At 58.2% G+C, this 14,272-nt stretch carries 9 protein-coding genes; 6 read left to right on the top strand and 3 right to left on the bottom strand.

All coding sequences use genetic code 11. The features are described 5' to 3' along the window. Nucleotides 1-15: 15 nt before the first annotated feature. Nucleotides 16-735 (bottom strand): response regulator, encoded by a 720-nt coding sequence (locus tag FKM52_RS16340; RefSeq protein WP_141177218.1) that lies wholly within the window; start codon nucleotides 733-735, stop codon nucleotides 16-18. Nucleotides 736-1,335: 600 nt separating this feature from the next. Here FKM52_RS16340 and FKM52_RS16335 point away from each other — a divergent pair. Together FKM52_RS16335 and FKM52_RS16330 are read left to right on the top strand one after the other, a co-directional pair. Then, a complete protein-coding gene (locus FKM52_RS16335) occupies nucleotides 1,336-4,818 on the top strand; it encodes an ATP-binding protein (RefSeq protein WP_181407949.1) in 3,483 nt (1,160 codons plus the stop codon). A gap of 163 nt (nucleotides 4,819-4,981) precedes the next feature. Further along, a complete protein-coding gene (locus FKM52_RS16330; protein WP_141177216.1) occupies nucleotides 4,982-6,997 on the top strand; it encodes an NADPH-dependent 2,4-dienoyl-CoA reductase in 2,016 nt (671 codons plus the stop codon). A gap of 5 nt (nucleotides 6,998-7,002) precedes the next feature. Here the strand turns inward: FKM52_RS16330 and rlmG are convergent, their stop codons facing one another. Further along, on the bottom strand, nucleotides 7,003-8,127 hold the full coding sequence (rlmG, locus tag FKM52_RS16325; RefSeq protein WP_141177215.1) for a 23S rRNA (guanine(1835)-N(2))-methyltransferase RlmG: 1,125 nt from the start codon (nucleotides 8,125-8,127) through the stop codon (nucleotides 7,003-7,005). 84 nt (nucleotides 8,128-8,211) lie between these two features. Here rlmG and FKM52_RS16320 point away from each other — a divergent pair, with 84 nt between their 5' ends. Next, a complete protein-coding gene (locus FKM52_RS16320) occupies nucleotides 8,212-8,715 on the top strand; it encodes a M48 family metallopeptidase (protein ID WP_141177214.1) in 504 nt (167 codons plus the stop codon). Between the two features lies 1 nt (nucleotide 8,716). On the opposite strand, the gene FKM52_RS16315 is transcribed toward FKM52_RS16320, so the two are convergent. Beyond that, on the bottom strand, nucleotides 8,717-10,405 hold the full coding sequence (locus FKM52_RS16315; RefSeq protein ID WP_141177213.1) for a chloride channel protein: 1,689 nt from the start codon (nucleotides 10,403-10,405) through the stop codon (nucleotides 8,717-8,719). Nucleotides 10,406-10,559: 154 nt separating this feature from the next. Here FKM52_RS16315 and FKM52_RS16310 point away from each other — a divergent pair, with 154 nt between their 5' ends. From FKM52_RS16310 to sstT, 3 genes are all read left to right on the top strand, one after another. Continuing rightward, on the top strand, nucleotides 10,560-11,546 hold the full coding sequence (locus FKM52_RS16310; protein WP_141177212.1) for a Gfo/Idh/MocA family protein: 987 nt from the start codon (nucleotides 10,560-10,562) through the stop codon (nucleotides 11,544-11,546). Between the two features lie 266 nt (nucleotides 11,547-11,812). After that, on the top strand, nucleotides 11,813-12,784 hold the full coding sequence (locus tag FKM52_RS16305) for a TerC family protein (RefSeq protein ID WP_141177211.1): 972 nt from the start codon (nucleotides 11,813-11,815) through the stop codon (nucleotides 12,782-12,784). Between the two features lie 236 nt (nucleotides 12,785-13,020). Beyond that, nucleotides 13,021-14,259 (top strand): serine/threonine transporter SstT, encoded by a 1,239-nt coding sequence (gene sstT, locus FKM52_RS16300; protein ID WP_141177210.1) that lies wholly within the window; start codon nucleotides 13,021-13,023, stop codon nucleotides 14,257-14,259. Nucleotides 14,260-14,272 lie beyond the last annotated feature (13 nt).

The following is a 14,272-nucleotide window of genomic DNA, read 5'->3' as shown; positions in this document are numbered from 1 at the left end:
GGCTGGTAATAAGAGTTACAAACGTTCCGTTGCTTCGGGACGGGATAAAAGATCGTTGCTGTATTTAAAAAGCTCGCTATCAGAGCGTAAGCCAAGTTTTCTTAATGCCGATTGCTTTTGCCCGCTCACGGTTTTACGGCTGCGTTTGAATTTTATAGCTATTTGCGAAACGCTCATGCCGTTCAGAAAACAGCGTATTACCTCCACCTCGCGCGGGCTTAGCAGCTTCACGCGCTCATAGAGCGTGCCCTTCTGCGCCGTTCCGCCCTGGCCGCTGCGCGCCTCTTCATTGATCACATAAAGATCTTCGATTTCATACGCCATATCGCGCGACAGCCAGTTGCGGCCCTGACCTACCTGGCGAATCGCCTGGATCATCTCATTCATATCCTGGCTTTTTCCGATAAAACCTTTAACGCCGGCGTTCAGCACCATTTTTACCACCGCGGGGCTTTCCATCGCCGATGAAATAAGAATATTCAGGCGCGGGAAGTGGTTACGAAGCTGTTTAATCAGGGCCAGACCATCCAGCTCGCGCTCCCCCAGCAGAAAATCAAGCACCAGTACATCCAGCTGCAGATCCGGCAGCTCGCTAAAAAGCACCTGACTGGAACCAAAAGTACTCACTAACACCATATCTGGCTCTGCGCCGATACAAATTTCAAACGCAGTACGGATCATGGGGTGATCGTCCAGTAGCGCAACCCGTAAAGGGTGGGCGATCGTCTTCGTCATCTTTTTCACTCCTTGAATCATTATCGATGATTATGCGCACCAAAAATTAATATCCTGATACACCGCTTCATGCAGTGTTTAACGGCTGGTTTCGCCATTTTATTAATACTGGCGGTTACTTTTTTTCTATATTTAAATGCGTATATCACATCCCTGTCGAACTGACGCACACAACAATAGAGAGTTAAAGGCGACTCGCCACATTGCTCTCCCCGGCTGCGCTGGCGCTGCAGAGCCCGTTACCGCCTGAGGTTGAGACAATTCCCGATCTTTTTAGCATAAAAATACCTTTCCCGATAGCCCGTTTCACAGCGAAAGGCAATTGCTTTAAGAAAAATAAACGATAGTGGACTATATAAGAAATGTCTCAAAATAATTATCGAAGGATAACTACCCTATGTTTCAATGCGGAAAAATTCTATTATCCTCAGTAAAATCGTAAAATAAAACCCAGCCTTTATAAGACATTACTTCCCGCTGAATTTTAATTTTTTGTGAAGCTGGGTTTTCAGGACGGCGTTAATGATAAACAGGAAATTTTACTTTTACTTTTGTTTATTTATTCTTAACTTCCCCGTATTTGCTCAGCCTCAGGAATTAATGCTGCTGGTCAACACGGAGCTGGTGGTTCCAAAGAAAGAAGAAATCAGGGAATTAAAAAATCTTACCTATCCGTCAATATTACGTGTTGGTGTTCCCGGCTCAGTCCGTCCTCCGGTTTACATCAATATGGAGTCAGGGAAATTTGAAGGCATCGCTGCGGATTATTTAGCCGCGCTGAAAAGAATGCTGGGCGTCGAAATCCAGATCATCGCCTATGATACGCCGACTGAAGCCTCCCATGCGTTAAGAAACCACCAGCTGGATATGCTGGCCTTTTATAATGCCCATCTTTACGATTCAGACAACGTTATCGCCACAACGCCCTGGCTGCTCGATCACGCGGTTATCGTCGAGCACGATCGCTCGGCAAGCGATTTTAAACAAGCCGCGCAGCCGGTGCTGGCGTGGGCGGAAGCGCCGGGGTTCGCACCCCTGCTGCAACGCTATTTTCCCCATGCGCGCCTGAGGCACTTTAGCAGCGCTGAAATGGCGCTCGCCGCCGTGGCGTATGGCCAGGCAGATGCGATGTGGGGCAGCGCGGCCAGCATCGAATTTTTACGCCGTTACGGCTATGGCAGCCTGATTGCCGCCCCTGCCGATCGCTCTATTGAGGATATGAATCTCTCTTTCGGCGTCTCCGCCAGCCATCCCCAGCTGGCGAAAGCGATCGATATCGCCCTGCAATATATTCCGCTGGCGGGACGTCAGCGGGTTGTCGGACGTTGGGGGCTGGATTCCACCTTTGTGCTGAAGGCCCATCCGCTGATGCTGAATCCGGAAGATGAGCGCTGGCTACAGGAGAACCGGGTGATCTCCGTTACGCCGAGCCGCGGTATGCCGCCGCTCTCCATCGTCGGCTACGACGATCAGCCTGAGGGAATCGAAATTGAATTCCTGCGCCTGATCAGCGAGCGCACCGGCTTTAAGTTTATTTATGGTCCCCCTTCCGCCAGGCGCGATAAATCCTTGTTAACGCTCTATCCGGCGGAGCTGGAGCCGGAAACGCCCGACGCCGATCTGATCTATTCGCGCCCCTATATCTCCACGCCGTGGGTAATGGTGCAGCGCGAGCATGGCGTCACGGCGGCGTCGCTTTCGCAGCTGCGGGATAAGCTGCTGGCGATTGAAGAAAACAGCCCGATGCTTAAATGGCTAAAGCATTACTACCCCGGCTATAAAATTATGCGGGTGAAAAATTCGCAGCAGGCTTTCGATCTGCTGGTGAAGGGCGAAGTCGATGCCATTATTCAGCCCAAGCTGATCGCCGATTACCAGATTAACAATCGCTACCTGGGGCGATTAAAAATCATCCGCACCGTCGGCGATCGTCCCGCCCGCTTCGCCATGGCGACCCAGCGCGAAAACGTCGAGCTTATTCATATCATCAACAAAGCGCTGCTCAGTATTTCCCGCGTCACCCAGGAGAGGATCGTGCTGCGCTGGCAGAACGCGCACCACACCGATACCAGCGGCTACTGGCAGTACTATCACAGCGTGCTGATTAAAATCGCATTGGCCGTCGGCTTAATCACCCTGCTGATCCTGCTGTGGAACCGTCATTTACAGCGCACCATCCGTGAACGTACCCGCGTCGAGCAGGCGCTGAAAAACCAGCTCACCTTCTCCAACACGCTGTTTGAAGAATCGCCGGTGGTGATGTACGTACGCGACCGGCAGATGCGCCTGCTGCACTGCAACAAGGCCTATGTCGACTTCTTACAGCTGCCGCGTGAAAAACTGCTGGGTTCGACGCTGCAGGAGCTGCCTGAAGATTTTGAAGTGCATGAAAGCTTCTACGCCATCTATGAGCAGACTTTTGAAGACGGCAAGCCGATGGTGCAGGATCTTAAGCTGCGCTATCAGGGGCGTGATTACTACATGCTGCACTGGGCGCTGCCCTACCGCGATCATGCCGACAATATCGTCGGCATCATCGGCGGCTGGCTGGATATCACCGAACGCTATGAGCTGCTTACCGCGCTGGAAAAAGCGAAGGAAGAAGCCGATCGCGCTAATGAGTTCAAAAGCCGTTTTCTTGCCAATACCAGTCACGATATTCGCACTCAGCTACACGCGATTATCGGCCTGCTGGAGCTGGAAATGCGGCGCTCTAACCGTCCGCTTGGCCCGAATATTACCGCCGCCTATGAATCCGCTACCGCGCTGCAAAGCCTGATCGGCAACGTGCTGGATCTCTCGAAGATTGAATCGGGCGTGCTGCAGCCGGAACCGGCCCCCACGAACCTGGTTAGCATCGTCGAACAGCTGTTTACCCTGTTCCGCAGCAAGGCGAAGGCGCGCGGGCTGCGCTTCCGGAAGCTGATTACCGTTGAAGAGCCCTGCGTCATGATTGACGCCACCATGTTTAACCAAATCGCCGCCAACCTGCTCAGCAACGCGCTGAAGTTCACCCACAGCGGCGAGGTGGAAATCTCTCTGCTGCAGCAGGCCGCAAGGCCAGGCGAAGAGGCGCAGGGCCGCTATCTGCTCAGGATCAGCGATACCGGCTGCGGCATCAGCGCGCACGAACTGCACAAGATCTTCGATCCCTTCGTGCAGGCGGGCGATCGCGTCAGCCAGCAGGCCGGAACCGGGCTGGGCCTGAGTATCTGCCGCCATCTGGCGCACCTGCTTAATGGTGAAATCAGCGTGGAGAGCGAACCGGGCGCAGGTTCGGTGTTCACCTTCAGCTTCTGCGCCCCGCTGAGCCAGGAAACGGCGCAGGTAACGGTCGAGCCTGAACAGCCTACCGGCGCGGGCGTAAGGCATATCCTGATCCTGGAAGACCACGCGCCTAACCGCCTGCTGCTGGCGCAGCAGCTCAAATATCTGGGGCATCAGGTCACCGAATCGGAGCGCGCGGCGCAGGCGCTTGAGCAGTGGGAACAGCAGAAAAACGGTTTCGATCTGATTATTACCGACTGCAATCTGCCCGATATGGACGGCTTTACCTTTACGCGCACCATACGCCAGCGCGAAGAGGAGCTGGGCCTGAGCCCGGTAGTAATTATCGGTCTGACCGCCTCGGCGGAAACCTCGATCCAGCAGCGCTGCCTGGATGCCGGCATGAACTGCTGTCTGTTCAAACCCGCCAATATCGAAACGCTGAGCAGCTTTATCTCTACCTCGGTTCCGGTCGGCGCCGCCGAACTGCCGGCCAACGGCCTGCTCGATCAGGTGGCGGCTGCCGATCCCGCCGCCTGCGCCAGGCTGATTGAAAGCGCGATTGAGAGCCATCGGCAGCTGGCGGAGAAGCTGCAATACTGCCAGCAGCACGAAGAGCTCACCACCCTGGCGCATACGCTGAAGGGCGGCGCGCGGCTGCTGCATGCCGACAGGCTGGAACAGCTTTGTCAGCAGCTGGAAAACAGCCAGCGCGGCGATCGACTGCTTGAGGCGCTCTGTCAGGATATCCTCAACGAGGTGCAGGTGCTGGAAGCGCAGCTGTACGCACGGCTGAAGGCGCTGAACCTCCCCTGAGGCTGGCTCTTCCGCTCCGCCCGCGTTTCTTTGCACGGGGGCGGAGCGCTTTTTTGATATATCTCACAGCCTGCTCGCCTGCCGCTTTCCTTTCCCGCCGCAGCGGTTACAGTCAACTCATCTGACCACTCAACAAAAAATTAACATTCAGGTGAGCCGCCCTATGTCGATCGCCCCTTCGCTTTTCGATCCGCTCGATCTGGGTTTTACCCAGCTTAAAAACCGCGTGCTGATGGGTTCGATGCATACCGGCCTGGAGGAACGCCCTGACGGCGCCCGGCGTCTGGCCGCCTTCTATGCGGAGCGGGCCGCCAACGGCGTGGCGCTGATCGTTACCGGCGGCATCGCGCCCTCGCCGGAAGGCGTGATTACGCCCGGCGGTTCGCTGCTGAACAGCGAGGCGCAGCTGCCGCACCATCGTTCAATCACCGAAGCGGTGCATCAGCACGGCGGTAAGATCGCCTTACAGATCCTGCACGCCGGGCGCTACAGCTATCAGCCTTCGCTGGTGGCTCCTTCGCCGCTCCAGGCGCCGATTAATCCTTTCACGCCGCAGACATTGACGCACGAGGCGATTCTGCAGCTAATCGCAGATTTTGCCCGCTGTGCCGCGCTGGCGCAGCAGGCAGGCTACGACGGCGTCGAGATTATGGGATCGGAAGGCTATCTGATTAATCAGTTCCTCGCCGCGCGCACCAACCAGCGCAACGATGAATGGGGCGGCGATTTCGCTCATCGCATGCGCTTTGCGTTACGCATTGTGGAAGCGGTGCGGGCGGCGACCGGCAATAACTTTATTATTATCTATCGCCTGTCGATGCTCGATCTGGTGCCGGACGGCAATACGCTGGCGGAGACCATCCAGCTGGCGCAGGCGACGGAAGCCGCAGGCGCGACGCTGATCAATACCGGCATCGGCTGGCATGAGGCGCGGATACCGACCATCGCCGCCGCCGTTCCGCGCGCCGCTTTCGGCTGGGTCACCCGGACGCTGCGTCAGCATCTGACGCTGCCGCTGATCGCCACTAACCGCATTAATCAGCCGGAAGTGGCGCAGCGCCTGTTGGATGAGGGCTGTGCGGATATGATCTCCATGGCGCGTCCTTTTCTGGCGGATGCCGCCTTCGTCAGCAAGGCGCAGGCTGGACGCGCGGCGGAAATCAACACCTGCATCGGCTGCAATCAGGCCTGCCTTGACCAGGTTTTTGCCGGCAGGGTCAGCTCCTGTCTGGTCAATCCGCGCGCCTGTCACGAAACGCTGCTGCCGCAGCTGCCGGCCCGTCAGCCTAAAAGGATTGCGGTGGTCGGCGCCGGTCCGGCCGGACTCGCCTTCAGCGTTAATGCCGCAATGCGTGGCCACCGCGTCACGCTGTTCGACGCCGCGCCCGAAACCGGCGGCCAGTTTAACGTGGCGCGCCAGATCCCCGGCAAAGAAGAATTTAACGAAACGCTGCGCTACTACCGCACCCAGCTGGCGCTTCATCGGGTCGAGCTGCGCCTTAACTGCCGCGCGGAGGCGGAGATGCTGCGTGATTTTGACGAGATCGTGCTGGCCGCCGGCATCGTACCGCGCACGCCCGCTATCGAAGGCATCGATCACCCGAAGGTAATGAGCTACCTGGAAGTATTGCGCGATAAAAAACCGGTGGGGGAACGGGTCGCCATTATCGGCGCGGGCGGCATCGGCTTCGACACCGCCAGCTACCTCAGTCACGGCGATCGTAGCAGCAGCCTCGACGGCGACGCCTTTTGTCAGGAGTGGGGCATCGATAAAAGCCTGCGCCAGCGTGGCGGTTTAACGCAGCCGCAGCCGCCGCGCAGCCCGCGCCAAATCTGGCTGCTGCAGCGCAAGCCGGGCAAGCCGGGCGCCGGTTTAGGCAAAACCACCGGCTGGATTCACCGCAGCAGCCTGCTGGCGCGCGGCGTACAGATGTGGGGCGGCGTCAGCTATCAGCGCATTGACGACCGCGGCCTGCATATTCTGCGCGACGGCAGCCCGCTGCTGCTGCCGGTCGATCGGGTGATTATCTGCGCCGGGCAGGAACCGAACCGGGCGCTGGCCGCGCCGCTACGGGCGCTGGGCAGGCCGGTACATATTATCGGCGGGGCGGACGTCGCGCTGGAGCTGGATGCGCGCCGCGCCATCGCTCAGGGAACGCAGCTGGCGCTGACGCTGTAGGCGCCTTAACGCAGCTTAACGGAACGCAGCACGACAAACTTTTTGTTTGAGGCCACCAGCGTACAGTTGCCGAACAGCTTTTTCATTTTGCGATGGTAGTCAAGGTGGCGGTTGCCGACGATGCGCAGCTCGCCGCCATATTGCAGGCAGCGGCGCGCATCGCGGAACATCTGCCAGGCAATATGATCGGTAATTGCGCTCTGCTGGTGGAACGGCGGATTGCACAGCACCGCGTGCAGGCGATCGGAGGGAAATCCGCTCAGCGCGTTAGCCACCTGAAAATGGCTGCGCGCCATATCCTGCGGGCGGTTCCGCTCTACGTTAAGGCGGCTGGAAGCCACCGCCATCCACGACTCATCGAAAAAATGCACTTCCGCCAGCGGGTTCATCTCCAGCGCCAGCAGGCCGATAACGCCGTTGCCGCAGCCGAGATCGACGATTTCACCGTCGATATTATCGGGCAGATGCTGCATAAAAAAGCGCGCGCCGATATCCAGCCCGCTGCGTGAAAAGACGTTGGGATAGTTATGAATCTGCCACGGCGTGCCTTCCAGCGGCCAGCTCAGGGTTTCCGGCTGCGGCTTTAGCGCAGGCGCGGCGTAGGTGCTGTAAATCAGGCGCGCTTTTTTCCACGCCAGCGAGGTTTTGGTCGGGCCGAGGATGCGCTCAAACAGCTGCAGCGTGGAGTTATGGATCTCCTTCGCCCGCGCGCCGGCGATAATCACCGTCTCCGGCGTCGCCACCTCGCGCAGCTGACGCAGCTGATGTTCCAGCAATGCCAGCGCGCGCGGGATCTTAATCAGCACGCAGGCGGGCGCGGCGGGCAGCGGCGCCAGGCTATCGAGCATCACTACGCGATCTTCATCCAGCTGGTTATCGCGCAGATTCTGGCGCGTCGCCTGCTGGCTGATCCACGAGTCGCTGATGCTGTAGAGCGGGCGATCCAGCGCGCAGGCGAGCGCGCCGAAGCTGTCATTGAACACCAGCAGCGGCCCCTGTTCCGGCACGGGCAGCGTCTGCTGCAGCAGATACTCATCCGCGGCATCCCACGCCTGTAGCGGGTTTTCTTCCTGCATGCGCGGAAAACGATGTAGGGTCAGCGTGCGTTGGCTCAGTTCTAATTGGCTCATGGATTCCTCGGCGTGGTACTATGGCGCATCTTTTCGCCCCGAAAGCGGGGGCGCAGTATACTGCCTTTTTATTCGGGTCGCGTCATGTCGCCATTAATTTATCTGCAGGGTTACCCCGATACGCTGCTGCGTCAGGTGCAAACCCTGATCGATCAGCAGCGCCTCAGCGAAGTGCTGGCGAAACGTTATCCCGATATGCACAGCGTCACCAGCGATAAAGCGCTGTATGACTATACGCTGGCGCTGAAAAACCGCTATCTACGCAACGCGCCGCCGCTAAATAAGGTGATATACGACAGCAAAATCCGCGTTATGAAATATGCGCTCGGCCTGCATACCGCCGTTTCTCAGGTACAGGGCGGCAAGCTGAAAGCCAGGGCGGAGATCCGCGTCGCTACCCTGTTCCGCCAGGCGCCGGAGGCGTTCCTGCGAATGATCGTGGTGCATGAGCTGGCGCATATCAAAGAGAAAGATCACAGCAAGGCGTTTTATCAGCTCTGCTGCTATATGGAGCCGGAGTATCACCAGCTGGAGTTTGATACCCGTCTCTGGCTGACGCACCAGGCGCTGCAGGGCAACGCCGGTTAGCTCAGATAAAATCCTTCGCTTTGCGGATCAGGCTGGTTTTAGTCAGCACGCCGAGATATTTACGATCCTGCGGATTGTTCAGCACCGGCAGGCGCTCCAGCGTAACCTGCGCAAACGCCTCCCACCCTTCGCGGATAGTTTGATTGCGGAACACGCAGGGAAACTGCCCATCCATCACCAGCACCACCGGCGAGTTGGGCGTCAGTTCGCCATCAAGGATTTTGCGGGAGATGTCATGAATCGACACCACGCCGAGGAAATGGCCCAGCTCGTTAATCACATAAACATAGCGCTCTTTTTTCAGCGAGCTGACCGCCAGCGCGCGCCCTACCGATTCATGCGGCAGCAGCGCGGCGCCGGGCACGATAAACTGCTCGATAATGCCGTTATCAAAATCGAGCTTGGCATCGGCGCGGTTAAAATGCTGCGTCACCACCGGCCAGGCGCTGGCGGCCTGTAAGCGCCAGGCGAGCATCGCCGCCAGCACGCTGGCGATCATCACCGGAAACAGCAGGCTGCTGTTGAGCGTCATCTCCAGCGCCATCAGCATCGCCATCAGCGGCGCCTGGCTAACCGCCGCCAGCATCGCGCCCATCCCCACCACGGCGAACAGCAGCGCGTTGCCTACCGGCATCCCCGCCTGCGCCGCCAGCGTGGCGATAATCACCCCCAGCAGCGCCCCTACCAGCAGCGAGGGGGTAAACAAGCCGCCAACCGCGCCCGATCCCACCGACAGCGCCGTCGCCGCCATTTTCGCTACCAGCAGCAGCAGCAGCGCGGGCAACAGATAGCGTCCGGCCATAATATGCACGATCACTTCATAACCATTGCCGAGGATATCGCCAGAAACTATCGCCAGCGCCCCTACCAGCACGCCGCCTAATCCAAGGCGCAGCGGCAGGCTCTTGACCTGAGCGAACCACCGCCTGCTGCGGCCAATCAGCGTGATAAAAATCCAGCCCAGCAGCCCACACAGCAGACCAATCGCCACCGTCAGCAGCAGCGTGGCCGGGCTGAGCTGAAACTGCGCCTCCGCAAACGGATAGATGGCGTTGCGATAGCCCAGCGCCCACATAGTCATTACCGCCGTCGCCGCCGCGATAATCAACGGGATTAGCCTTTGCAGCGCGGTGATGCCGAAGGCGATTTCCGCCACGAAGATCGCCGAAGCCAGCGGCGCATGATAAACCGACGCCAGCCCCGCCGACGCCGCCATCGCCACGATTTCGCTGTTGCTGATGGCGGTACGACGAAACAGAAAGCGTCCCATCAGGCTGCCGCACAGCGCGGAGAGCTGCACCATCGGCCCCTCTTTCCCCACCGACGCGCCGCTGCCGATACTGGCGATCGACGAGAGCGCGCGAAACAGCGAGGTTTTGGTCGGCACCGCGTCGAGGCGGGCGTTGATCACCTCCAGATAGTCGGTTTTGCTGGTTTGCCGCCGCTCAAGGGCGGCGGCGTAGTGCAGAAAGCAGCCCGCAATCACGCCGCCCAGCCCGACAATCAGCGGCCAGAAAAACCACGGCCAGAAGGTAATCGCCTCGGTAATATCCCGATCGCTGTGAAACAGCAGCCGGTTGATCAGCTCAATCACATGGCGAAAACCCAGCGTCACCAGCGATGCCGCACCGCCTACCGGAATAGCGACCCAAATAGCGGTCCAGTTCAGAACGTGTTTACTGCTGCTCACATCGCATCCTTCTGTTGCGGTTTGCTGAAGCCAGGCGAAGCGCCATGATATTGGAAGGCGGATCGCAGGATCAAATTCTCTCTGCCGCCCGGTGGTGGCACGCCGCGCCGCCTGTGCTACGCTGCCATTCTTCGCCCATGCCCGGAAGTTTCCGATGATTCGTTTCGCTATTGTAGGCACTAACTGGATTACGCGGCAGTTTGTCGCCGCCGCACAGCAAACCGGCGCGATGCAGCTGGCCGCCATCTATTCACGTACGCTGGAGCAGGCGCAGGCCTTCAACAGGGATTGCCCGGCTGAACACCTGTTTCTTTCGCTGGAGCAGATGGCCGCCTCAGACGCCATCGATGCCGTCTATCTCGCCAGCCCCAACGCCCTGCACTGCGAGCAGGCGCTGCTGTTTATGCGCCATCGCAAGCATGTGATTTGTGAAAAACCGCTGGCCTCTAACCTGCGGGAGGCTGAGCAGATGATCGCCTGCGCCCGTGAAAATGGCGTGGTGCTGTTTGAGGCGTTTAAGAGCGCCTGTCTGCCCAACTTCGCTACGCTGCGCGAGGCGTTGCCGCAGCTGGGCAAACTGCGCAAGGCCCTGTTCAACTACTGCCAGTACTCTTCGCGTTATCCGCGCTACCTTAACGGCGAACGGCCTAACACCTTTGAGCCGCGCTGGTCCAACGGCTCTATGATGGATATTGGCTATTACTGCCTGGCAAGCGCGCTGGCGCTGTGGGGCGAGCCGCAGCGTGTGCAGGCGCAGGCGACGCTGCTGGAGAGCGGCGTCGATGCGCACGGCACGGTCATCATGCAATATCAGGGCTTCGACGTAACGCTGCTGCACTCCAAGGTCAGCGACTCGCAGATCCCCAGCGAGATCCAGGGCGAAGCGGGCTCGCTGGTAATTGAAAAGCTGGCGGAGTGCCAGCGCGTAGCCTTTATTCCGCGCGGCGGCGCGGCACAGGTATTAAGCCAGCCGCAGCACGATAACAGCATGCGCTATGAGGCGCAGCGGTTTGTCGGGCTGGTAGCGCGGGGCGAATATGACCATTCCGGGCTGGCGCTGTCGCTCAGCACCGCTCGCTGGCTGACGGAAATTCGCCGCCAGACCGGCGTGGTGTTTCCGGCCGACGGCGCAGAGCGCTGAGCGCTATGTAAATATTGCTAAATATTTCCGTCAGGCATTGCTTATTGCCGCGTCCCCTTCTATCTTTTGCCACAGCAAAGGGGAGTAACTTGTAAGCCGATCGATCGTCATTACGATGCGTTACGCATCCGGTCATCGGGCGACCCGGAATCATATTCTGCGTTGTAAGTGAGACCTTGCCGGAAGGCGGGGCTTTGCTTGCAATAAACGGCAACGGCTGGCGTCTTCCGACGTTAGCCGTTTTTGTTTACCGACAGGACTGAATTATGCAAACCGTAGGCACACCGTTACTCTGGGGCAGCTTTGCCGCTGTCGTGCTGATTATGCTGGCGATCGATCTCTTGCTGCAGGGGCGACGCGGCGCGCAAACCATGACGTTAAAGCAGGCCGCTTTCTGGTCGCTGGTCTGGATCTCCGTTTCGCTGCTTTTTGCCGCCGCCTTCTGGTGGTATCTCGACGGCGCCGCCGGGCGAGAGATCGCCAATACGCAAACGATGGCTTTTTTAACCGGCTACGTGCTGGAAAAAGCGCTGGCGGTGGATAACGTTTTCGTCTGGCTGATGCTGTTCGGCTATTTTGCCATTCCGGCGGCCTGGCAGCGACGCGTGCTGATTTACGGCGTGCTGGGCGCTATCGTACTGCGTACCATTATGATCTTCGCCGGCAGCTGGCTGGTTACCCAGTTCAGCTGGATCCTCTATCTGTTCGGCGCCTTTCTGCTGCTTACCGGCATTAAAATGGCCTTCAGCAAAGAGGATGATGAGAACGCCGTCGGCGATAAGCCGGTGGTGCGCTGGCTGCGTAGCCATCTGCGCATAACCGATGACCTGCAGGGCGAAAAATTCTTTGTGCGCCGCAACGGCCTGCTGTATGCCACGCCGCTGCTGCTGGTGCTGATTATGGTGGAGCTGAGCGATGTAATTTTCGCCGTCGACAGCATTCCGGCGATCTTCGCCGTCACCACCGATCCCTTTATCGTGCTGACTTCCAACCTGTTCGCTATCCTTGGCCTGCGCGCCATGTATTTTCTGCTGTCGGGCGTGGCGGAACGTTTCTCCATGCTGAAATACGGCCTGGCTATCGTGCTGGTGTTTATCGGCGTCAAAATGCTGATTGTCGATATCTGGCATATTCCGGTGGCGGTATCGCTGACGGTGGTCGGCACCATCCTGGGCATGACGTTATTGATCAATGCCTGGGTTAACCGAAAAAATGACCAAAAGCGTCTGGCAAAATAATATTCGGCGGTGCACATAGTGCACCGCTAATAATTTTGCGTTATCAGCATGTAGTAAATGCAATCACTATCACAGTTAAGTTACACAGCGATAAAAAAATTTGATCCGCGCTGAAAAGGTAGAATTTCTACTTTTCCTGCCATCGCATTTCCTTATACTCCCCCAGGCAAACACTCATACCGTATTTTCGTCCAGTTGGGCAAACACGGTCACAATAACAATTACTGGTTCTGACGATGGGAAAAAGCTCTTCTACGCTGATTGCGCGCCTGCTGGGCGGCAGTCTGGTAAAACAAATTATGATCGGCCTGGCGGCGGGCGTCGCCCTCGCCTGGTTTTCAAAAGAGACGGCGCTGGCCGTTGGCCTGCTGGGTTCGCTGTTCGTTAGCGCGCTGAAAGCGGTGGCGCCGCTGCTGGTTCTGGTACTGGTGATCGCCTCAATCGCTAACCACAGACAGGGGCAGAAAACCAATATTCGTCCGATCATTCTGCTCTATCTGCTGAGCACTTTCTTCGCCGCGCTGGTAGCGGTGGTATGCAGCCATCTCTGGCCGCAAACCCTGACGCTGAATACGGCACAGGAAGGGATTACGCCGCCCTCCGGCATTCTGGAGGTGCTGCGCGGCCTGCTGATGAGCATGGTCGCTAACCCCATTGATGCGCTAATCAACGCCAACTATATCGGTATTCTGGTCTGGGCCATCGGCCTGGGTATTGCGTTCCGCCACAGCAGCGACAACACGCGCCAGCTGCTGAACGACGCCTCAGAGGCTGTTACCTGGGTGGTGAAAATGGTCATCCGCTGCGCGCCGCTGGGGATCTTCGGTCTGGTAGCCTCTATTCTGGCCTCTACCGGCTTTTCCGCGCTGTGGGATTACGCTCATCTGCTTACGCTGCTGATTGGCTGTATGCTGCTGATGGCGCTGGTATTTAACCCGATACTGGTATGGTGGCAGATTCGTCGCAATCCCTACCCGCTGGTGTTCACCTGCCTGCGCGAAAGCGGCGTAACCGCCTTCTTTACCCGCAGCTCGGCGGCCAATATTCCGGTTAATATGGCGCTGGCGAAAAGGTTACAGCTGGATGAGGACACCTACTCGGTCTCTATTCCGTTGGGCGCAACCATCAGCATGGCGGGCGCGGCGATTACTATTACCGTCCTGACGCTGGCGGCGGTAAATACGCTGGGTATCCATGTAGACGTACCTACCGCTCTGCTGCTCAGCCTGGTGGCCTCGCTCTGCGCCTGCGGCGCTTCCGGCGTGGCGGGCGGTTCGCTACTGCTGATTCCGGTAGCCTGTAATATGTTCGGCATCCCGAATGATATAGCGATGCAGGTGGTCGCCGTCGGCTTTATTATCGGCGTGCTGCAGGATTCAGCGGAAACCGCGCTTAACTCCTCCACCGATATCCTGTTTACCGCCGCGGTTTGTCAGGCGGAAGAGCGTCGCGAAGCGGCAAGAAATCCCGGCTAAGCGCCGCGCAACA

It is taken from the genome of Mixta tenebrionis, assembly GCF_006517625.1.
GTDB classification, from domain to species: Bacteria; Pseudomonadota; Gammaproteobacteria; order Enterobacterales; family Enterobacteriaceae; genus Mixta; species Mixta tenebrionis.
This window is presented reverse-complemented; position numbering and strand designations above follow the sequence as displayed.